General features: G+C 71.3%; 18 protein-coding genes. 6 read left to right on the top strand and 12 right to left on the bottom strand.

All coding sequences use genetic code 11. The features are described 5' to 3' along the window. Positions 1-49: 49 nt before the first annotated feature. The 5 genes from G6O68_RS16480 to G6O68_RS16460 form a co-directional block, all read right to left on the bottom strand. Complete coding sequence (locus G6O68_RS16480) at positions 50-1,024, bottom strand: zinc-dependent alcohol dehydrogenase family protein (RefSeq protein ID WP_165249723.1); 975 nt, start codon at positions 1,022-1,024, stop codon at positions 50-52. Positions 1,025-1,027: 3 nt separating this feature from the next. Then, a complete protein-coding gene (locus tag G6O68_RS16475) occupies positions 1,028-1,429 on the bottom strand; it encodes a hypothetical protein (protein ID WP_165249722.1) in 402 nt (133 codons plus the stop codon). A 109-nt stretch (positions 1,430-1,538) separates the two neighbouring features. Further along, positions 1,539-1,892, bottom strand: coding sequence for an HPF/RaiA family ribosome-associated protein (locus tag G6O68_RS16470; RefSeq protein WP_165249721.1), 354 nt, complete (start codon positions 1,890-1,892; stop codon positions 1,539-1,541). 126 nt (positions 1,893-2,018) lie between these two features. Continuing rightward, positions 2,019-3,428 carry a 30S ribosomal protein S1 gene (locus G6O68_RS16465; protein ID WP_165249720.1) on the bottom strand — a complete coding sequence of 470 codons (1,410 nt, stop codon included), beginning with the start codon at positions 3,426-3,428 and terminating at the stop codon, positions 2,019-2,021. A gap of 154 nt (positions 3,429-3,582) precedes the next feature. Continuing rightward, positions 3,583-4,053: a hypothetical protein gene (locus G6O68_RS16460; RefSeq protein WP_165249719.1), complete on the bottom strand. Its 471-nt coding sequence runs from the start codon at positions 4,051-4,053 to the stop codon at positions 3,583-3,585. Positions 4,054-4,189: 136 nt separating this feature from the next. Here G6O68_RS16460 and G6O68_RS16455 point away from each other — a divergent pair, with 136 nt between their 5' ends. Together G6O68_RS16455 and ppk1 are read left to right on the top strand one after the other, a co-directional pair. Further along, positions 4,190-5,089, top strand: coding sequence for a deoxyribonuclease IV (locus G6O68_RS16455; RefSeq protein ID WP_240911325.1), 900 nt, complete (start codon positions 4,190-4,192; stop codon positions 5,087-5,089). 84 nt (positions 5,090-5,173) lie between these two features. Further along, positions 5,174-7,378 carry a polyphosphate kinase 1 gene (gene ppk1, locus G6O68_RS16450; protein WP_240911324.1) on the top strand — a complete coding sequence of 735 codons (2,205 nt, stop codon included), beginning with the start codon at positions 5,174-5,176 and terminating at the stop codon, positions 7,376-7,378. Positions 7,379-7,385: 7 nt separating this feature from the next. On the opposite strand, the gene G6O68_RS16445 is transcribed toward ppk1, so the two are convergent. Next, positions 7,386-8,834 (bottom strand): hypothetical protein, encoded by a 1,449-nt coding sequence (locus G6O68_RS16445; protein WP_165249718.1) that lies wholly within the window; start codon positions 8,832-8,834, stop codon positions 7,386-7,388. A gap of 1,330 nt (positions 8,835-10,164) precedes the next feature. On the opposite strand from G6O68_RS16445, the gene G6O68_RS16440 reads away from it, so the two are divergent. Next, positions 10,165-10,833 carry an RNA polymerase sigma factor gene (locus G6O68_RS16440; protein ID WP_165249717.1) on the top strand — a complete coding sequence of 223 codons (669 nt, stop codon included), beginning with the start codon at positions 10,165-10,167 and terminating at the stop codon, positions 10,831-10,833. Between the two features lie 224 nt (positions 10,834-11,057). Here G6O68_RS16440 and G6O68_RS16435 read toward each other — a convergent pair whose 3' ends face one another. The 4 genes from G6O68_RS16435 to G6O68_RS16420 all read right to left on the bottom strand — a co-directional run bounded on the left by G6O68_RS16435 (position 11,058) and on the right by G6O68_RS16420 (position 15,745). Next, complete coding sequence (locus G6O68_RS16435) at positions 11,058-12,245, bottom strand: DUF1624 domain-containing protein (RefSeq protein WP_165249716.1); 1,188 nt, start codon at positions 12,243-12,245, stop codon at positions 11,058-11,060. 31 nt (positions 12,246-12,276) lie between these two features. Beyond that, a complete protein-coding gene (locus G6O68_RS16430) occupies positions 12,277-12,606 on the bottom strand; it encodes a hypothetical protein (RefSeq protein WP_165249715.1) in 330 nt (109 codons plus the stop codon). 6 nt (positions 12,607-12,612) lie between these two features. Then, a complete protein-coding gene (mutS, locus tag G6O68_RS16425) occupies positions 12,613-15,231 on the bottom strand; it encodes a DNA mismatch repair protein MutS (protein WP_165249714.1) in 2,619 nt (872 codons plus the stop codon). Positions 15,232-15,385: 154 nt separating this feature from the next. Then, entirely contained in the window at positions 15,386-15,745 is a 360-nt protein-coding gene (locus tag G6O68_RS16420; protein WP_165249713.1) for an STAS domain-containing protein, read from the bottom strand. Positions 15,746-16,187: 442 nt separating this feature from the next. On the opposite strand from G6O68_RS16420, the gene queF reads away from it, so the two are divergent. The 3 genes from queF to G6O68_RS16405 are packed head-to-tail and all read left to right on the top strand — an operon-like array spanning position 16,188 to position 18,468. Continuing rightward, positions 16,188-16,538 (top strand): preQ(1) synthase, encoded by a 351-nt coding sequence (queF, locus tag G6O68_RS16415; RefSeq protein WP_165249712.1) that lies wholly within the window; start codon positions 16,188-16,190, stop codon positions 16,536-16,538. 58 nt (positions 16,539-16,596) lie between these two features. Then, the gene (locus tag G6O68_RS16410; RefSeq protein WP_165249711.1) at positions 16,597-17,388 is read left to right on the top strand and encodes an SAM hydrolase/SAM-dependent halogenase family protein; all 792 of its coding nucleotides are present in this window, start codon (positions 16,597-16,599) and stop codon (positions 17,386-17,388) included. A gap of 39 nt (positions 17,389-17,427) precedes the next feature. Continuing rightward, positions 17,428-18,468, top strand: a complete 1,041-nt coding sequence (locus tag G6O68_RS16405) for a hypothetical protein (RefSeq protein WP_165249710.1) — start codon at positions 17,428-17,430, stop codon at positions 18,466-18,468. Here the strand turns inward: G6O68_RS16405 and G6O68_RS16400 are convergent. Both G6O68_RS16400 and G6O68_RS16395 read right to left on the bottom strand, forming a co-directional pair. Further along, on the bottom strand, positions 18,450-18,974 hold the full coding sequence (locus G6O68_RS16400) for a hypothetical protein (RefSeq protein WP_165249709.1): 525 nt from the start codon (positions 18,972-18,974) through the stop codon (positions 18,450-18,452). The two genes, G6O68_RS16405 and G6O68_RS16400, sit on opposite strands and share 19 nt — an antisense overlap. After that, positions 18,971-19,906, bottom strand: coding sequence for a DUF58 domain-containing protein (locus G6O68_RS16395; protein ID WP_165249708.1), 936 nt, complete (start codon positions 19,904-19,906; stop codon positions 18,971-18,973). The genes G6O68_RS16400 and G6O68_RS16395 overlap by 4 nt, the downstream gene beginning before the upstream one ends. Positions 19,907-19,929 lie beyond the last annotated feature (23 nt).

Here is a 19,929-nt window from a genome sequence, read left to right as displayed (position 1 = left end):
CGGACCGAGGACCGACGATTGGCGCGCCGCTCGATCGCGTCCTGTGAATCTAAGGGGGCGTCGGCCCGGGATCAACCTCGGCGAATCGGAAGATGGGCTTGGACGAGCGGCCGGATTCGTCGAACGACGCGAGGGCCTCGCGCCAGTATTCGATCGGGAAGGGGCGGACGCTGGGGATCGTCGCGGTTCGGAGGCGGGGCCAGAGGCTTTCGAACCAGCCGCGCCAGGCGTCGGCCGAGACGCCTTCGAGGCGGTCGCGGAGGTGGAAGCGGTGGACGGTCGGGCCGGCGGGGGTCGGGAGGAAGGGCTCGCCGGAGAGGAGGCCGTAGGAGACGAGGTCGCCGCGGCGGGGCATCTCGGCGAGGAGGCGGGCGGCGAGGCGGCCCCCCACGGCGTCGAAGGCGAGGTCGGCGATCGAGGCGGCGGCGGCCAGCTTCGGGTCGTCCTCGCGGATCGGCGTCAGGCCGAGCGCGGCCAGGGACTCGGCGTGGGCGGGGGAGCGATGGACGGCGAGGACCTCGCGGGCACCCGACTCCAGGGCCCACGCGCCCAGCAGCCGGGCGCACGTCGAGCCGGCGGCGGTCAGCAGCACGCGACGACCGGCCGGGGGCCACGCCTCCAGCATCAGCAGGGCGGCGAGCGGGTTGATATAGGCCCGCGCGGCGAGGTCGTCGGGGATCTCGTCCGGCACCGGGATGGTCCATTCGGGATCGGCCTGGACGAAGGACTGCCAGGTCCCCTCGCCGCGCAGGGGCAGGACGCGGCGGCCGAGGAGCCTCGGATCGGCCGACTCGACGACCACGCCGCAGCCCTCGTGGCCGGCGACCCGGGGCGGGACGACGCGATGCCGGTAGGCCCCGGTGATCGGGATTAGGTCGGACGGGTTGATTGGCGCGGCGGTCATCTGGACGCGGACGCGGCCCGGATCGAGGGGCGGGATATCCGAGGCCTCTAAAGCGAGAGCCTCGGCCGGCGGGCCGAAACGGCGGTACCAGAGGGCCTGGTTGATCGCTGCGGACGGCATGGTTCAGGCGATCCAGAACTGCGCGGCCTCGCCGTCGACGAGGACGAATCCGTCGCCGGAGCGTCGGGCGACCGTGCGGAGGCCGTCGCCGACGTCGAGCCAGCAGCCGCCGAATTCCACGTCGAAGTCGCCGTCCTCGCGCGGATCCACATCCAGGCGGAGGCCGCAGGGCTCGAACGGCCTGAGGATCTCGGCCAGCGGGGTCGCGGCGAGGTCGATCCGCCGGAGCATGTCCGTGCAGAGGAGGCCGTCGACCTGGCCGAGGGCGGCGAGCAGGCTGCGGACTCCCTGATTGGAGAACCGCTCCACGAGGTCGGCGATGAAGTCGGTTTGTTTGCGGTCGCGTTCGTCGGGCGGCCCGTAGAATTCGGCGAGCCGCCGTTCGGTCTCGTCGTCGTGGAGCATCGCGGGGCCTCGCGTCGTCGGGAGGCGGGCGGAAGGGAGACGGCCGGGACGCCCCGGGCGTCGGCGCCCGGCGTCCCGGCCGTTCATGAGTCCCTCGGTGGCGGGTCGGTCAGATGACCTGATCGCCGCCGGCGGAGGTCTGCGGGCCCTTGTGGGAGTGCAGGCGATCGAAGGTCGACTCGATAGCCCGGAAGAGCTTCTCGGACGCGCCGTCGACCGACTCGTCGACGGTGGCGGCCTGGTGGCTGGCGACGATCGGCTGGTGGCCAGCGAGGCGGGCTTCCATCAGGCAACGCTTGTCGTTGTCGGCGCCCTTGGGGCCGTTGACGTCGGCCAGGTGGACTTCCACCCGGGTGATCTGGCCGTTGAATCGCTCCAGCGTGCCCTCCAGGGCCTGGGTGATCCCTTCGATGAGGCGTTCGCCGCCGTGGATATGGTTGTCGGTGGTGACCTGGATCTGCATCGTACACCTCGCTGGCACTGCGTTCGAAGCGGAGGGTCTCGCGCGACCCTTTTGGTGGAAATGGTACGTCACGGGGCCTCGATTGCAAGGGAGGCCCCCGGCGACGCCCGCCCTATGGTATGGAAGTCACGAGCCGAGCTTCGGGATCGGCTCGCGGTCGCCCAGGCCCCCCTTGAGCGGGACCTTGCGTTCGGGCTTCGGAGCGGCCGGGACGTCGTCCTCGCCCTCGGCTTCGTCCTCGGCGGCCGGCTGGTCCTTGCCCGACGGGAGCAGCGAGAGGCTGATGCGGCGGGCGTCGGCCTCGACCTTGAGGATCCGGACCTCGACCTCCTGGCCGGGCTGGACGATGTCGGCGATCCGGCGGACCCGGGTGGGGGCGAGTTCCGAGACGTGGATCAGGCCCTCGACGCCCGGCTCCAGCTCGACGAACGCGCCGAACTCCATGATCTTGGTGACCTTGCCGGGGACGGTGGCGCCGCGGGCGTAGTTGTCCTCGGCGTCGTCCCAGGGGTTCTTCTGGAGCTGCTTGAGGCCGAAGGTGAGCTTCTTGGCCTCGCGGTCGATCCGGAGGATCTTGACCTGCACCTTGTCGCCGGCGCGGATGAGGTCCTCGACCTGGTTGACGCGGACCCAGCTCATCTCGCCGATGGGGAGGAGGCCGTCGACCCCGCCGACGTCGACGAACGCGCCGAAGGGCTTGACCGAGCGGACGACGCCGTCGCGGACCTGGCCCTCTTCGAGAGTCTCCCAGGTCTTCTCGCGAAGCTCGGCGCGCTCGCGCTCCAGCAGGTCGCGGCGGGAGACGACGAGGTTCTTCTCGCGCTGGTTGGCCTCGGTGACGATCGCCTTGACCTTCTGGTTGATGTAGTCGCCGGCGTCCTCGACGCGGTTGAGGTCGATCTGGCTGATGGGCATGAAGCCGCGGATGCCGTCGACGTCGACCTCGACGCCCCCCTTGACGGCCTTGGTGATCTTGGCCTCGACGATGACGCCTTCGCGGAGGTTGCTCCAGTCGGCCTCGATCGCCGAGCCCTTGAGGCGGAGGTGGATGATCCCCTCGGAGCGGTCGAAGTGGTCGAACTGGACCTCGATCTCGGCGCCGGCGGCGGGGACCTCGCCCTCGAACTGGTCGAGCGGGACGACGCCCTCGCTCTTGCCGCCGAGGTCGATGAACAGGCTCCGGCCCCGGACGCCGATCACCCGGCCCTTCCGCAGGCCCTGCTGGGCCTCCTGGCCGCGGCCCTTGCCGTCGGCGGGGAGCCGCTCCTCGCGCTTGCGGCGAGCGGGGGCGACGTCGAACGTGTGGGGGTCGAAGCCGCTCAAGGCCGCTTCGAGCTCGGCCTCCAGCTCGTCGTCCCACAGCTTCTTGAGCGGGGGCTCGGAGCCCGGCCGGGCCGGGACGCTCCCCAGGGCGGCCTCCATCGCCTGGTCGATGGCCGCGTCGCGCGAGACCGGGGGCTTCGACTTGGGGCCGGAGGGCGGGGGCGGGGGCGACGGCGTTCCGGGGGCGTTCGGGGCGTTCGATTCGTCGGGCATGGGATCAGGTCCGTCTTCCAGGCTGGTTCATGACATGACAGGGATCGCGGCCGTCCGCGCGCGCATCCGCGAGATTTCCGATCCGGCGGGATCGCCCGGCCCCAGGGTATCCGCTCGGCGGGACGGAGCCAAGCCGTCCCCCCGGGGCGGGGCCTCAGCCGAGCTGGCGCGGGTTGCGATGGACCACGGCGACGGGCTCGTAGCGGCGGTTGCGGCCGACGGCCTCGTCGGGGAAGATCTGGTCCAGCCGCTTCCCCTCGGCCCGCCAGCGCCCCTTGGAGAACTCGAAGACCGCCGTGGCGTGACGCCGGGCCTGGGGCGGCTCGAAGAGATCGGGCTCGAAATGCACGCAGACCAGGGCGAGGAACCGCCGGGTCTGGCGGTCGCGCGCCCAGAGGATCTCGTCGTGCCACTGGGCGTCCTCCCAGCGGGCGCCTTCCTCGCGGTCGAACCGGCCGAGGCTGGCGACGAACGCGGCCTCCAGGTGCTCGCGGCGGCGGCGGAACGCCTCGCGGGCCTGGTCGACGTGCAGGTCCTCGAAGAAGAGTCGCAGCGGGCGTCGCAGGATGAACCACCCGGCGAAGACGCAGGAGGGGAGGACGCCGGCCGCGATCAGCCATCCCATAGATAGAACCCTCGCCCTCGCCCTGGACAGGTCGGCAGGATGTTGCATTCTAGTGGAGTTCCGGCCCGATCCGCAAGGGACGCTCCTCGGGGAACGTCGCGGATTCGCCGCTTTCCGCCCGTCCCGGACCCGAAGCATGCCCCGAAAGCCCGCGAACCCCCGCCGCCAGGCCGCGTCCCCTCCCAAATTGGGGGCGCACATGTCGATCGCCGGCGGCTACGACCGGGCCGTCCGCGCGGCCGCCGCCGTGGGGTTCGAGACCGTTCAGCTGTTCACCAAGAACAACAACCAGTGGAACGCCCCGCCGATCACCGACGCCCAGGCCTGCGCCTTCCGCGCCGCGATCGCCGAGACGGGGGTCGTCGACCCGGTCTCGCACGCCTCCTACCTCATCAACCTGGCGAGCCCCGACGACGCCCTCTGGGAGAAGTCCATCGACGCGATGGTCGTCGAAGTCGAGCGTTGCGCCCGGCTGGGGATCGCCGACCTGGTGGTCCACCCCGGGGCGCACGTCGGGACGGGGGAGGAGGCGGGCCTCGCGCGGGTGGCGAGGGCGCTCGACCGCGTGCTGGATCGGACCTCCGCCTGCGCGGTGACGATCGACCTGGAGACCACCGCGGGGCAGGGGACGTGCCTCGGGCATCGGTTCGAGCATCTCGAAGCCATCCTGGGACTTGCGGCCGACGGGGGGCGTCTCGGGGTGTGCGTGGACACCTGCCACATTTTCGCGGCGGGCTATCCTTTGCACCTCCGGGAGTTGTACGATGAGACCGTGGCGGAGCTCGATCGGACGGTCGGGCTGGGCCGGATCCGGGTCTGGCACCTCAACGACAGCCGCCGCGAGCTCGCCAGCCGGGTCGACCGCCACGCGGGGATCGGCGTCGGGACGATCGGCCTGGACCCGTTCGGATTCCTCCTCAACGATCCGCGGTTCCGGGGCCTGCCGATGATCCTCGAGACTCCCAAGGGGGTCGAGGACGGCGAGGACCTGGACGCCCGCAACCGGAGGATCCTGCTCGGCCTCGTCGCGGCCTGATCGCGCCGCCGGCCGCGGCGCGGGCGGGGAGGGCGGGGCCGCCCCTCCCCAGACGTCATCGAACCCCTGGACGGTGGTCAAAGCGTGGGCAAGCCGAAGCACTCCCTCACCAGCAGCGGGCCCTCGACCGTGCCGGCGCCGCCGGTCGTCGTTGACTCCAGCCTGTTCATCAACCGCGAGCTGAGCTGGCTCGAGTTCAACGAACGGGTCCTCGAAGAGGCCCGCGACCGCTCCAACCCGCTGCTCGACCGGCTCAAGTTCCTGGCCATCTGCTCGTCCAACCTCGACGAGTTCTTCGAGGTCCGCGTCGCCGGCCTCCAGGCCCAGCTCTACGAGAGCCTGGAGCCGCAGGACCCGCCGCCGGACGGCATGGGCCCGCTGGCCCAGCTCCTGGAGATCTCCAAGCGGGCCCACGACTTCGTCGCCCGGCTCTACGAGGTCTGGCTCAACGAGGTCCGCCCCGAGCTGGAAGGCCACGGCATCCGCATCTGCACCCCCGCGGAGCTGACCGAGGCCCACAACGCGTTCCTCGACGACTACTTCACGAACCAGGTCTACCCGGTCCTCACCCCCCTGGCGATCGACCCGGCGCACCCGTTCCCGCACGTCCACAACAAGAGCCTGAACCTGCTGCTGCGGGTCGAGTCGCTCAACCAGCACGGCCGGCTCCTCTACGCGGTGCTCCAGGTGCCGTCGGTCATCAGCCGGCTGGTGCCGCTGCCGGACGAGCCCGGCGGGGGCAAGCGGTTCGTGCTGCTGGAGGACGTCATCGGCCCCCGGCTCGACGCCCTCTTCGGCGGCTACCGGACGGTCGAGCGCGTGGCCTTCCGGGCCACCCGCAACAGCGACCTGTCGATCCAGGAGAACGAGGTCAAGAGCAGCCTGCTGTCGACCATCGAGGAGACGCTCCGCCAGCGCAAGTGGGGGGCCCCCGTCCGGCTGGAGATCTCCGAGCGGGCCGATTCCGACTTCCTCGCCCAGCTCCTGGCCGGCTCGGCCCTGGAGCTGGAGGAGCGCGACGTCTACAAGGTCCCCGGGCCGGTCGACCTCACGGTGCTCGGCGGGCTGTACAAGCTCGAAGGCTTCCGCGACCTGCGCGAGGCCCCGTACGAGCCGAAGATGCCCCCCGCCTTTACCGGCCGCCACAGCGTCTTCCGGGCGATCCGCGACCAGGACTTCCTGGTGCACCACCCCTACGAGTCGTTCGGCGCCGTCGTCCAGCTCATCGAGCAGGCCAGCGAGGACCCCAACGTCCTGGCCATCAAGATGACGCTCTACCGCACCGCCGACTCCAACCCGATCATCACCGCGCTGGCCCGCGCGGCCGAGAACGGCAAGCAGGTGACCGCCCTCGTCGAGCTCCAGGCCCGGCTCGACGAGGAGAACAACATCGACAAGGCCCGGATGCTCCAGAAGGCCGGCGTGCACGTCGTCTACGGGATCGTCGGCCTGAAGACCCACTGCAAGGCGGCCCTGGTCGTCCGCCGCGAGCACGACGGCATCCGCCGCTACGTCCACCTGGGGACCGGCAACTACAACCACACCACCGCCCGGCTCTACACCGACCTCAGCTACTTCACCTGCCGGCCCGAGATCGGCGAGGACGCCAGCGCCCTGTTCAACCTGCTGACCGGCTACTCCCAGGGCAACACCTGGAAGCGCCTGGTCGTCGCGCCGATGAACCTCGCCGACCGCCTCACCGCCCTGATCCGCCGCGAGGCCGAGCACGCCCAGGCCGGCCAGCCGGCGCGGATCATCGCCAAGATGAACTCGCTGGTCGACCCCCGGATCATCACCAGCCTGTACGAGGCCTCGCAGGCCGGCGTCAAGATCGACCTGATCATCCGAGGCATCTGCTGCCTCCGGCCGGGGGTCCCCGGGGTCTCGGACAACATCCAGGTGCGGAGCATCGTCGACAAGTTCCTGGAGCACTCGCGGATCGCCTACTTCGCCAACGGCGAGGAGCCCGAGGTCTTCCTCTCCTCGGCCGACTGGATGCCCCGCAACTTCCGCCGCCGCGTCGAGCTGATGTTCCCGATCGAGGCGCCGGCCCTCCGGTCGCGGGTCGTCGACGAGATCCTCGCCATCACCCTGGCCGACAACCTCAAGGCCCGCGAGCTGCGGGCCGACGGCACCTACGCCCGCGTCAAACCGAAGCCCGGCGCCCCGGTCGTCCGCTCGCAGGACGAGTTTCAGAAGCTGGCGACCGAGCACGCGTCGAGCATCACCATGACCCCCGTGATCCTGCCTGACGAGGCGAGCGAGCGCCGGGGGCCGCCGTACGGCTGACCGACCCTCACGCCGGCCCCTCCGGGGACTGCTCGCGGGGCCCGGCGACCGCGACCCAGACGACGAACGCCATCATCAGGGCGAACGTCGGCACCCCCACCCACTCGACCAGCGGGCCCGGGTCCTCGCGCGCGAGCCGCAGGTCGAACCAGGAGATCCAGGCGAAACAGGCCAGGAAGGCCGTCGCCAGCGGGCCCCGATGCGCCAACCTCGCGAAGTCCCGGACGAACCAGTACGGGGCGATCAGGAACAACACCATGTAGTACTGCGGGAACCCGACCTTGTACATCAGCAGCGTCGTCGCCACCGCGAGGACGCACGAGGCCAGGGGCTCGAAGCCCATCCGCCGCGTCCACGACCAGGCCCGGTACAGCGCGAGCAGCAGCAAGGGCGTGGCGTACTGGTCGGGCGCGAAGAACAGTGTGTCGCGCCCGATCGGCGAGTGCGGCCCGCGAAGGTAGCGGAAGATCGAGAGGGCGGCGGACTCGCGGTTCACCGCCAGCGTCAGCGGCCGCAGCAAGGAAGGCCCCCAGTACGCCCCGGCGGCCGCCATCCCGGCCAGCGACAGCCCGACGATCGCGGCCAGATACCGCCAGCGGACCCGGCCTCGATCCAGCGCGAGGAACGGCGCGAGCACCCCCGGGAAGAACTTCAGCAGCACTCCCGCCGACAGCCAGCCGAAGCTCGCGCCCCAACGCCCCCGCAGCCGCGCCTCGGCCGCCGCGACGGCGAGCAAGGCGACCAGCACGTCGAAATGGCCGAAGTACGCGATCTCCACCCAGGCGAACGGGCCCGCGAACCAGATCGCCAGCGCCAGCCTCCCCCACGCCGGGAAGCCCCGCCGGCCGCCGAGGTCCAGCACCAGCCACGACGCGAAGAACCAGTAGGCCGCGGCGAAGATCAGCTTGGGAGCCAGCGGGTTCCACAAGACGGGCAGGGCCAGGACGTTGTAGAGGGGACCGTAGGCGTTGAGCGAGAACGCCCCGATCCCTCCCAGGACGAGGAACCACGGGTCGCGTCCGCCCAGGACCTCCCGCCAGATCTGCAAGTACAGGAAGTAGTCCTGGATCGCGCCGGCGAAGATGGTCGCGATCAGGAAGGCCAGGCTGGCGAGGATCAGGAATCCCGACGTCGCCCCGCGGAGCCAGACTCCCCCCTCCGACGCCCCCTCCCGGCGACGGCCCCAGCTAAGGATCGCCAGCACCAGCACCGCATGCACGACCAGGGCCGCCGCGACCGCCGAGGAGGCGTCCCGCCATTCCTGCTGGACGACCGGGAGCGCCCGCCCCTTCGCGATGAGCGGAACCAGCCGGTCCAGGGTCGGCCCTCCCTCGCCGGACAGGGATCGGGCGATCAGCCCCGGGGCGACCGCCGTCGCGAACCAGGACCAGGCCGCCAGCGCGACGGCGTAGGTGATGAGGATCGCGGCCGTCCATCGCCAGGAGCTCGCGGTCATGCGGTGGATCTCGATAGCCTTTCCGCCCGTCCGATCCGTCCCGGACGGCGGGTCTGGACCCTGCTCCCGACGTGGCGTCAGAACCACCTTGGCCGCTCTCGTCCCGATTATCGACCTTTTTTTCGATTTCGCGCGAACTCGATCCCGAGTTAGGATGTCTAGGGCGTTATCTCGAACGAACCCCGCCCCTCGAGGGTGGCCGGGCGTCCCGCGCCCGATCGAGACGAACGTCGAAGAATGCAGCGGGACGGCCGGAAAGCCGTCTCATTCCTCGTGGGGCCTCGCCGCCCTCGCCCTCGGGACCCGGCCTCATCCGCCGACCCGACGCGAAACCGACGGCCGACGCCCCACCACGTGATCCCGCCTCACCTGAAGGCGGATGCGAGGGTATTGCCATGTTGAACCGCAACAACCTGACGCTGTCGGCCCTTTCCAACCGGCTGAATCTCGGGACGCGGTCGCTCGTCCTCAACGCGAGCGTCGACAACGGCAAGGCCCTGCGCATCCGTCACGCCCATCAAGACGTCATGCGCAAGACCATGGCGGCGCATTTCTTTGTAGGCGAGCCCCTCGTAGCCGCCTATCCCGCGCCGCCGATTACCGGGCCGTCGACGCCGGTGACGCCACGCCTCAGGGCGTGGTCCGATCCGACGCCGACGGTGGACGACGCGACCACGGAACCGCTCCGGGCCTGGCGAGGTTGGCCGTGCCAGCCCTCGCCGAGCCTCGGAGCGTGTGCCGCGGCCTCCTCCCGACTTCGACGATCCGCCGCGGCCTCGGCCGCAGCCCGGGCCGTCGCTACCAAGCCCCGGCCGGCAGGCCGGGGCGTCGGTAAGGTCGAGAAGGCCGGCGCGGCTGGGGCCGCAAGTCGTCGGACGGCGAGCATCGCTGCCATAGCGGCGATCGCCGGGTCTTAACGAGTCGCACGTCCTGGAAAGAGGCTCGCCGTCGGCGACGACCGGCGGGTGTGGCGGCGGAGAGGGGAGCGTTCCCCGTCCGGCGTCCCCCACCGTCACCCCGAAGGCTCGCCGATCGATCCGGCGAACGACGACTCCGCGTAGGTGCGATTCGGAATCGGGTTTCTCGCTCGAACCGGCCGCGCCGCGCACCGCGCATCCTTGCGTCGCCGCGTCGAGTCGCGGGAACGCCAACGGTCCATCCCCGTCCACATCGGGGGGCCCGTGCCGGCGATCCGCGGACCTCCGCGAGCGTTTCAGGTTCGTGACGTCGCCGGAAACTCGTCGCATCGCGTCGGCCCAGGGATCATCGGGCCGATCGCGCGAGCCACCGGCAACTCCCCCGATCGGGGAAGGTGGATCCCTTGGCCGCCATGATGGAGACGCGAGAGGAAGAAACGCCGAGCTGGGTCGAGGTCGCGGCCCTGGTCCGCAGCGCCCAGGACGGGGACCGCGACGCCTTCGGCCGCCTGGTCGAGCAGTTCGAGCCCACGGTCCGGGCGATCGCCCTGCGCCGGCTGGGGAACGTCGGCGAGGCGATGGAGCTGACGCAGGAGGTCTTCCTCCACGTCATGCGGCGGATCGACCAGCTCCGCGAGCCCGAGCGGTTCGCCGGCTGGCTGCGTCAGGTCGCCGTGCGGATGGCGATCAACCACGTCACCCGGCGATCGGCCCCATTCACGGTCGAGGCGGTCGTCCTGGAGGGGGCCTTCGAACAGGCCGACGAGCCGATCGACGGGCTGATCGCCCGCGAGCGCGCCGCGCGGCTCTGGGAGGCCCTCGGGCGGCTGAAGGCCCTGGACCGCGAGACCCTCGTCGCCTTCTACATCCGCGACCTGTCGCTGATCGAGATGGCGGAGGAGCTGGCCGTCCCCCTGGGCACGATCAAGCGCCGGCTCCACACCGCCCGCAAGCGGCTCCGCGACGAGCTGGAGTCGAGCTCGCCCGAAGACGAGTGGACCGAACGCTCCGCCTTCGCCGAGGACGCCGACGAGGAGGACGACGCCCGCTGCGTCGCCGCCGGATCGGCCCGGGGCTGGTGAACGGCGGACGGATTAACATGTCTTCCCTTCCCCCTCGGTGGGGGAAGGTGGCCCGAAGGGCCGGATGAGGGGGACCATCAAGGTGGACGACACGAGGGGGCGACGGCGTTCACAGCCGCCGATTTCTCCGACGGCTTCCGTGCTCGTCTTCCCCCTCATCCGGCCCTGACGGGCCACCTTCCCCCGCCAGGGGGGAAGGATTTATAGGGAAATCGCTCGATGAATCACAAGTAACGCAGCCAGGTCGACCCTCGGTTCCGATCCTTGTAGCGGGCGAACCAGGCGCTCGGGAAGTAGAGGATCGCCAGGATGAGGAGCCACCAGAGGTAGAGCGAAGGGAGGCCGAAGGCGGACGACGGCGGCGGCTCGATGGGGAACGCGTCGACGAAGAGCCAGCCGGTCGGCTCGCCGCGGGCGAGGGCGACGGCCAGGGCGAGCCCGTGGATCACGTACCACTGGAGCAGGTAGAAGAACAGCGGCGCCCGGCCGAGCGTCGCCAGCGGCCCGCCGGCCGTCCCCGCGCCCCGATCGAAGGCGGCCAGCGCCAGGAACGCGGGGCCGAGCGTCATCAGCAGGAACTGGAGCGACGGCGGATACTTCGTGCAGTTGAGGAACGACAGGATCGTCCTGGTCGGGTCGGCCTCCGGCTGCCAGGGCCTGGGGTCGCCGTAGACTCCCGAGGCTCGGAGCGCCGCGAAGAGCCCGATCGCCGCCAGGCCGAGCCACGTCAGCAGGGGCCGACGTCGGCCAGCTTCCATCCCATAGATCCCGCCAAGCCAGTAGCCGACCGCGACGACCGCGAACCATGGCAGCAGCGGATAGCCGATGAAGGCGGTCATCCCGCCCGGCAGCGGGTACTCCCCGGGACGCAGGAGGAACGTCGCGAGCGGCCGCAAGGCTCCGCCGAGGTCGGGCGGGAGTCGGTCGAACCCATTGTGAAGGGCGATCACCGCCGCACCGATCAGGCCGACGACCCAGCCCGGCGTCCGCGTCGCCACGAACGCCGAGAGCAGCACGAACGCCCCGCCGATGGCCCAGAGGACGAGTCCGACCAGCAGGCTCGGGCTCGGCCGGAAGAACAGCCCGAATTTCACGACGGTCGCCTCCAGCAGGATCAGCCAGAGACCGCGCGTGAGCAGCGATCGGGCGAGCGGGCCGGGGGCCGTCCCGCGACCGCCGGCCAGTCGCGCCCCAACGCCGGCGAGGAGGGCGAACGTCGGCGCGCAGAAGTGCGTGACCCATCGGGTGAGGAAGAGCCCGGGCGTCGCCCGATCGAGGTCGACCGAGGAGCCGACGAAGAAGTCGCGCGTGTGGTCGAGCACCATTAGGACCATGACGAGCCCGCGCAGCAGGTCCACGCCCTCCAGGCGGGGGGATGGAGACGGGGCTTCGGCTTCACTCGACTGGGACATGGAGGGGCCCTCGTGCAGGTGACGGGCGCGTTCAGGAGGGCGCGGGGCCGCCCTCGTCGGCCCGTCCGGCCAGGTCGTCCTCGTATTCGCGGACGACGCGGGAGAGCCGGGCGTGATCCCACCAGGAGACGCCGACGACCGGCAGCCAGAGCAGGGCAGCGAGCCCCAGCCCGAGGTCCGGCCGGTCGAAAGAGGCGAAAAGCGCGAGGAAGCCGGCGGCGATCGCTGTGGTGATCGAGGTCAGGGCCCAGCAGGCGGCGTGACGGCGGGCGAGCTGCACGTCGAGCGGCTCGGCTTCGAGGCGCAGCCGACCCAGCCTGTCCTGCCAGTAAGCTCGGCGGTCGTTCGGCGCAGGGTCCATGAGCGATCAGCCCGCCAGTTCGCGGAGCCGCCGGAGCAGGTCGAGGGCCTGATCGGGCGGCAGGGCGTCGAGGTCCACGTTTCGCAGTTCGGTCAGGAGCGGGTCCGGGAGTGCGGCGAACAGGCTCGTCTGGAGCGCCCGGCCGGACTTCACCTTGCGGCGGATCGGGCCTTCCGGCTCGGGCAGCCCCGGATCGGGCCCGTGCTGCTTCTCCAGGAAGGCGAGGATCTCGCGGGCGCGGTCGAGCACCGGCGATGGGACGCCGGCCAGCCGGGCGACGTGGATGCCGTAACTCTGGTCGGCGCCGCCGGGGGCGATCCGGTGGAGGAAGACGATCTCCCCCTGGCTCTCGCCGACCGCCACGTTGGCGTTGCGGAGGCGGGGCTTGGTCTTCTCCAGCTCGACCAGCTCGTGATAGTGGGTGGCGAAGAGGGCCCGGCAGCCGACGGAGTCGTGCAGGTGCTCGGTGATCGCCCAGGCGAGCGAGACGCCGTCGAACGTGCTGGTGCCGCGGCCGATCTCGTCGAGGATCACGAGGCTTTGCCTCGTGGCGTTGTTGAGGATGTTCGCGGTCTCGGTCATCTCGACCATGAACGTGCTCTGGCCGCGCGACAGCTCGTCGGTGGCGCCGACGCGGGCGAACAGCCGGTCGACGACGCCGATCCGCGCCCGCTTGGCCGGGACGAAGCTGCCGATCTGGGCGAGGATCGCCATGAGCGCGACCTGGCGGATGTAGGTGCTCTTGCCGGCCATGTTCGGGCCGGTGATGAGGAGCAGGTCGCCGCGGTCGGGGGTCAGCACGGTGTCGTTGGGGACGAACTCGCCGCGCGGGAGGATGGCGTCGAGCACGGGATGGCGGCCGGCCTCGACCTCGAAGACCGGCTCGGCGACGACCTCGGGGCGGCAGTAGCCCTGCTTGGCGGCCAGCTCGGCGAGCGCCGACAGGACGTCGACCTGGGCCATCGCGGAGCCGGCCTGGATCAGCCGGGGGGCGTCGGCCGAGACCCGGTCGCGGAGCGTCGTGAACAGCTCGTATTCGAGGGCGTTGGCGCGTTCGTCGGCGTTGCGGACCTCGTTCTCGAACTCCTTCAGCTCGGGCGTGTAGTAGCGCTCGGCGTTCTTGACGGTCTGCTTGCGGATGTAGTCGGCCGGGACCTCGCCGCGCTGGGCCTGGGCGTGCGAGATCTCGATGTAGTAGCCGAAGACGTTGTTGAACCCGACCTTGAGCCCGCCGATGCCGGTGCGGCGGATCTGCTCGGACTGGTAGCGGGCGATCCAGGCCTTGCCGTCCTTCGATGCGGACCGCAGGCGGTCCAGCTCCTCGTGGCAGCCGGGGCGGATCAGGCCCCCTTCCTTGATCGAGAGCGGCGGGTCGTCGACCAGGGCGGATTCGATCGCCGCGCGGACCTCGGGGCAGAGTTCCAGCGCCTCCTCCAGCTCCGCGAGCCGCCTCGAACGCCGGGCGGCGAGCCGGGCCTTGACCTTCGGCAGCAGGGCCAGCGTGCGGGCCAGGGCGCCGAGGTCGCGCGGGGTGGCGCGGCCGGTGGCGGCCCGGGCGGCCAGGCGTTCCAGGTCGTACGCCTCGCCGAGCGCGTGGCGGAGGTCCGCCCGGAGGCCCGAGTCCTGGTACAGCTCCTCGACGGCCGCCAGCCGCGCCTCGATCAGCTCGGGGGAGGTCAGGGGGGAAGCGACGTACTCGCCCAGCAGCCGCGCGCCCATCGGCGTCGCGGTGTGGTCGATCACCTGGAGCAGCGAGCCTTCGCGCTTCCCCTCGCGGAGGGTCCGGGTCAGCTCCAGGCTGCGGCGGGTGGTCTCGTCCAGGGCCAGGACGTCGGCGCGACGGTAGGGGGTGAGGCGAGCGATGTGGCCGAGCGACGACTTCTGGGTCTCGCGCAGGTAGGCCACGAGCGCGCCGGCGGCCTGGATCTCGGGGCTGCGGTCGTCGACGCCGAAGCCCTCGACGGTCGCCACTCCGAACTGCTCGAACAGCGTCTTCCGCGCCTGCTCGACCTGGAAATCCCAGGAGGGTCGGGTCGTGACGACGTGCTGCTGCTGCGAGCGCAAGGCGCGGAGCCAGGGGGCGTCGAGGGCCAGCTCCGACGCCAGCGTCTCGGCGGGGTTCAGCCGGGCCAACTCGTCGGCCAGCTCGGTGCGGAGCAGGCTGGTGAGCGAGAACCGGCCGGTGGAGAGTTCCACCCAGGCCAGGCCCATCTTGGAGCCCGATTCCACGACGGCGGCCAGGTAGTTGGCCGATCGGGGGTCGAGGAGCGCCTCGTCGGTGAGCGTGCCGGGCGAGACGACCCGGACGACGTCGCGCTTGACCAGCCCCTTGGCCTGCCTCGCGTCCTCGACCTGGTCGCAGACGGCGGCGCGCTGGCCGGCCTGGACGATCTTCGCGAGGTAGGTCTCCAGGGCCTGGTGGGGGAAGCCGGCCATGGGCACGGCCCCCTCCTTGTCCTTGTCGCGGGTGGTCACCGCGATGCCGAGGAGGGCCGAGGCGCGGACGGCGTCCTCGCCGAACATCTCGTAGAAGTCGCCCATCCGGAAGAGCAGCAGCGCGTCGGGGTCGCGCGCCTTCATCTCGCGATACTGCTGCATCATCGGGGTCAGGGCAGGGTCGGCCATCCGCGCTCCGCCAATGAAAAAGCGGTCCGCGTCCCCCAGAGGGTGCGAGACCGCCACGCCGAAGATCCCCCGGTCGGGCGGCCGACCCCCGTCCCAGCGCGGGGGTCGTCGGACGCGAACGCGGGAGGGCCCGTGAGCCCGGATCGGGTCGGGATCAGAACTTGTCGAGGGCCGTCTGCTCTTCCGGGTAGATCTCGAAGACCTGGTCGAGGCGGGTGATCCGGAAGACTTCGAGGAGATCGGGGTGGATGCAGCAGAGCTTGAGCTTCCCCTTGACCGCCGAGACCTTCTTCTTCAGGTTGATCAGCTTGCCGAGCGCAGCGCTGGAGAGATACTGGACGTTGCCGAAGTTCAGCAGCAGGCTCTTGTGGCCTTCGTCCTCGACCAGGCTGTAAAGCTGTTCGCCCACTTCCTGGATCTGCTCTTCGGTCACGATCTTGGTGTCGACGAAGCTGACGACGGTCACTCCATCGACGGTTTCCAGGCGGAGGAGACGGCGAGGGCCTTGCGACATCGGGGAACTCCTGTCGGGGACGGGAACCGCACCAAAGCATTCGGGGTTACTGGGAAGCGATCGGGCCGGTCCCGCACGCGAAGCCTCCCCGAGCCGGCGCGAAAGGCGCAAACGAGCCCGAGAGGCCAGAAACCTGCGATACCAACACATTTAGCAAAAAGCGACGAGGAATCAAGGGTCCACCAATGAAAAGCCTCGACGTCCGGCGACGCCTCGTCCGAGGGGGCGGAAGTCCGCGAGCGAAGGCGGTCGCGCCGGGCCGATCATACCATGCGGGGCCGGACGGCCGCCGCGCGAAAATCCCCGCCCGCCGCCGGCCTCGGGCCCGGTGCCGGCTACGAATCGCCGCCGGCGCGGCCTACAATGGGAGCGGCGGGCCCGATCGAAGTGGCCGGGTCCCGCGTGTATGAGCCGGACGCACCCCACGGAGGTCCCGATCGACATGGCAGGCGCGGTGGAGACGTTCCCCAACCAGTTCCCGGATCGCGAGTATGAGATCGAGATCAGCTTCCCCGAGTTCACGGCCGTCTGCCCCAAGACCGGCCAGCCCGACTTCGGCACGATCGTCGTCACCTACGTCCCGGCCGAGACCTGCCTGGAGCTGAAGAGCCTCAAGTTCTACCTGAACGACTACCGCAACAAGGGCATCTTCTACGAGCATTCGATCAACACGATCCTCGACGACCTGGTCGCGGCCTGCCGGCCCCGGCGCATGACGGTCGTCGGCCATTTCAACCCGCGGGGCGGCATGACCTCGAAGATCACGGCGACGCACGAGGCCGGCCGCGGTTGAACGGCCCCCGTGGGCCGGGCCGCGTCGGATCGGGGGGCGGGAGACCAGCGGAGGTCGCATGAAACCGGGAATCGTCACCCTCACCACCGACTTCGGGCTGGAGGGGCCGTACGTCGCGGCGATGAAGGGGATCCTGCTCGGGCTCGCGCCGGGCGTGACGATGGTCGACGTCTGCCACTCGATCGCCCCCCAGAACGTGCTCGAAGGGGCGTTCGTCCTCACGGGGATCGTCGACGCCTTCCCGCCCGAGACGATCCACCTGGCCGTCGTCGACCCCGGCGTGGGGACCAGGCGTCGGCTCCTGGCGGTCCGGGCCTCGGGCCAGTGGTTCGTCCTGCCGGACAACGGCCTGATCACCGGGGTGGCCCGGACGCACGAGGTCGAGGGCGTCTGGGAGATCACCAACCGGAGCCTCGCCCGACGCGAGATCTCGCCCACGTTCCACGGCCGGGACGTGCTGGCCCCGGCCGCCGCGCACCTCTTGAAGGGGGGCCCCCCGGCGGATCTCGGCCCGGCGACGACGAAGTACGTGGCGATCCGCAACTTCGAGCCCACGTCGGCCGAGAGCGGCTGCATCGGCGAGGTGATCTTCAAGGACGCGTTCGGCAACCTGATCACGAACATCAAGGAGGACCAGCTCGCGGGCCGCGAGCCGGGCGCCTGGGCCGTCGAGATCGGCGGCCACCGGATCGAGGGGGTCGAGCGGACCTACGCCGACAGCGCCCCGGGCTCGCTGATTGCCTTGCTCGGCAGCGGGGGCTGGGTGGAAGTGGCCGTCGTCAACGGCGACGCGGGCCGGCTGCTCTCGGCCGGTCCGGGCGCCACCGTCTGGCTGCGGCCGAAGCACTGACGTTCCGACGATCCCGATCCGACTTCCGGGACCTCCAAGATGAATCCCCGCCCGCCCTCCTCGTCCGCCGATGAACCCCGGACGCGCTCCGACGACCCCGACGCTCCGCCCGGGCCCAGGTCTTCTCGGACTCCCCGCAAGCCGGCCGGCGAGCCCCACTCGGGCGCGAGCGACGAGATCAGCGTGATCCTCTCGTCGGCGATCGCCGAGCCCGATCCCGACCCCATGCTCGGAGGGTCCAGCTCCTGGGACCTCCAGCGGATCGCGGCCGAGCAGGCGGCGAGGGAGTCGCGGGTCGGTCGGACCGACCGCCTGGACATCGGCGTCGAGACGTCCTCGCCGGCCTCCTCGCTCGCGCCGGACGCCCCGCTGACGCGCAGCGAGGCGGCCCCGTATTCCTGGTCGAGCGTCCTGCTCAGGAGTTACGCCAGCGCCGTCACGATGGCCCTGGTCTGGGTCCTCTGGAGCGGCCGGACGATCCCGAGGGAGCCCGCCCCGGCCCCAGCCTCCCGCGACGTCTCCGCGACCCGTCGGCGGGCCGTCGAGCCCGCGCCCGCCCCGTCCGCCGCGCCCCTCGCCGACGTGCCGGCCTCGCGGACGACGACGCTCGGCAAGTCGATCGTGGTCGACGACCTGGAGGTCACCCCGCTGGTGATCCTGCACAAGAGCGTGCGGATTTCGCGCGACCTGGGCGAGGAGCGCCTGGTGCGCGATCACGACGGCTGCCTCGTGCTGACGCTCCGGCTCAAGAACCTCTCGCCCGACGAGGCCGTGCGGCCCCTGGAGGCCGGCGACCTGACCGATGGCGAGGCCTTCGCGATCGAATCCCCGCCGGGCCCGCGCCTGGGCCTCCTCGCGTTCGACTCGGGGAGCGAGTGGACGATCGACGAGCAGCAGTTCCCGACGATCGAGCCGGGGGCCGTGGAGGACGTCGTCCTCGTGAGCGAGCCGGCGCCCCGCTCGCGCCTGGGCTCGACGACGACCTGGCGGTTCCGGCTGCGCGCCGACGCGGGCCGGGACGCGCGGGCGGACGTCGCGGTCCGGTTCGGCCGGGACGAGGTTCACGGCGACGGTTTCTGAATCGCCTCCTCGCGCCTCGCCGCCAGCCTGGCGTCGAGCGAGGCCGACCAGGCGGTCCATTCGGGCAGGCATTCGAGCAGGTCCTCGGCCACGCCCCCGCGGCCGAACTTCACACGATCCCCCGCGCCGAGGATCGCCACGAGTCGGCCCAAATCCTCGGCGTCCAGCCGCTCGGCCAGCCGAGGGTCGGCGGCGATCTCCTCGGTCGTCCGCGCCCGGAGGGCAGGGCCCAGTCGAGCGGCCATCACCTTGCGAACGAAGACGCCAAGGGCCACGAGCCGCGTCTCGGGCGAATCATCGGACTCGGCGGATAAGCCCGGCGCGGCGGCCCCGCCCGGCCGTCGCTTTCGGGCGATCCAGGCCGCGACGCAGGCCGCCAGCAACGCCAGGGCGATCCAGGCCGGCCAGGACGCCGCGGGCGAGTCGTCCCGCCAGGGCTCGGGCCCGAGGTTGGGGCGGGGCGGCACCAGCGCCTCGGGCCGGCCGGCCTCGACGGCGAGGCTCACGGCTTGCCCCGACGCGCGGCCCGACGTTCGAAGACTTGCATCAGGGTCTGGAGCGGATCGGTCTCGGTCGACAGGTCGTGGCCGTCGACGGCGGCGGCCGTGCACCAGCGGACGAACGCCCGCCGACGCTCCTCGGCGCGGCGGGCGTAGGCGGCGCGTCGGCGAGGTCGGTGGCTGTCGACGAGCATCCGGCCTTCCCCCTCGGCGTCGCGGACGGCGAGGAGGCCGACGTCCGGCAAGGTCTCTTCCAGGGGGTCGACCAGGCGCAGGGCCACCACGTCGTGCCGCCGGCTGGCCTGCCGCCAGACGCCCAGCGGCTCCTCGGGCTGGAAGTCGCCGAGGACCACGAGCATCGCCCGCCGCGAGGTTCGGCGAAGGCGGGGGAGGGCGGCCTGGAGCTGCGTCTCGCGCGAGGTCGTGGGGGTCGCCACGAGCGCCCGCACGATCCGGGAGAGGTGGCGGACGCCGCCGCCGGCCGGGATCTCCAGCTCGACGCGGTCGCTGACGATCAGCAGGCCGACGCGGTCGCCGTTGTGGACCGCGACGGTCGCCAGCAGGGCCGCCGCCTGCGCGGCGCGGTCGGCCTTGGTCCGGCCTTCGCGGCCGAACCGCATGCTGGCCGAGGCGTCGACCACCAGCCAGAGGACGAACGACCGTTCCTCGACGTAGCGGCGGACGAACGGCCGGCCCTGGCGGGCGGTGACGTTCCAGTCCAGGTGCCGGACGTCGTCGCCGGGCTCGTAGGCGTGCAGCTCGGCGAAGGTCAGGCCCTCGCCGGGCCTCGCGCCGTGGTAGGCGCCGGCGAGCTGGAGCACGGCCTGGGGCCGGACCCGGAACCGCAGCCGACGCGCGCGGCGGACGATGGCCGCGGCGTCGATCGCCGGGCGTCCGGGCGGCTCGGGCTTCGGTCGCCGCCGGAACGGCCAGAACATGCGACGCTCCTGATCGTCGGGCC

Source organism: Paludisphaera soli (assembly GCF_011064595.1).
Classification (GTDB): domain Bacteria; phylum Planctomycetota; class Planctomycetia; order Isosphaerales; family Isosphaeraceae; genus Paludisphaera; species Paludisphaera soli.
This window is presented reverse-complemented; position numbering and strand designations above follow the sequence as displayed.

Coding starts and splice junctions, on each gene's coding strand:
- G6O68_RS16420 (WP_165249713.1), bottom strand. CDS start 15,745: ATGTCGCAAGGCCCTCGCCGTCTCCTCCGCCTGGAAACCGTCGATGGA.
- G6O68_RS16430 (WP_165249715.1), bottom strand. CDS start 12,606: ATGGACCCTGCGCCGAACGACCGCCGAGCTTACTGGCAGGACAGGCTG.
- mutS (WP_165249714.1), bottom strand. CDS start 15,231: ATGGCCGACCCTGCCCTGACCCCGATGATGCAGCAGTATCGCGAGATG.
- queF (WP_165249712.1), top strand. CDS start 16,188: ATGGCAGGCGCGGTGGAGACGTTCCCCAACCAGTTCCCGGATCGCGAG.
- G6O68_RS16460 (WP_165249719.1), bottom strand. CDS start 4,053: ATGGGATGGCTGATCGCGGCCGGCGTCCTCCCCTCCTGCGTCTTCGCC.
- G6O68_RS16470 (WP_165249721.1), bottom strand. CDS start 1,892: ATGCAGATCCAGGTCACCACCGACAACCATATCCACGGCGGCGAACGC.
- G6O68_RS16440 (WP_165249717.1), top strand. CDS start 10,165: ATGATGGAGACGCGAGAGGAAGAAACGCCGAGCTGGGTCGAGGTCGCG.
- G6O68_RS16405 (WP_165249710.1), top strand. CDS start 17,428: ATGAATCCCCGCCCGCCCTCCTCGTCCGCCGATGAACCCCGGACGCGC.
- G6O68_RS16465 (WP_165249720.1), bottom strand. CDS start 3,428: ATGCCCGACGAATCGAACGCCCCGAACGCCCCCGGAACGCCGTCGCCC.
- G6O68_RS16475 (WP_165249722.1), bottom strand. CDS start 1,429: ATGCTCCACGACGACGAGACCGAACGGCGGCTCGCCGAATTCTACGGG.
- G6O68_RS16410 (WP_165249711.1), top strand. CDS start 16,597: ATGAAACCGGGAATCGTCACCCTCACCACCGACTTCGGGCTGGAGGGG.
- G6O68_RS16445 (WP_165249718.1), bottom strand. CDS start 8,834: ATGACCGCGAGCTCCTGGCGATGGACGGCCGCGATCCTCATCACCTAC.
- G6O68_RS16395 (WP_165249708.1), bottom strand. CDS start 19,906: ATGTTCTGGCCGTTCCGGCGGCGACCGAAGCCCGAGCCGCCCGGACGC.
- G6O68_RS16455 (WP_240911325.1), top strand. CDS start 4,190: ATGCCCCGAAAGCCCGCGAACCCCCGCCGCCAGGCCGCGTCCCCTCCC.
- G6O68_RS16480 (WP_165249723.1), bottom strand. CDS start 1,024: ATGCCGTCCGCAGCGATCAACCAGGCCCTCTGGTACCGCCGTTTCGGC.
- G6O68_RS16435 (WP_165249716.1), bottom strand. CDS start 12,245: ATGTCCCAGTCGAGTGAAGCCGAAGCCCCGTCTCCATCCCCCCGCCTG.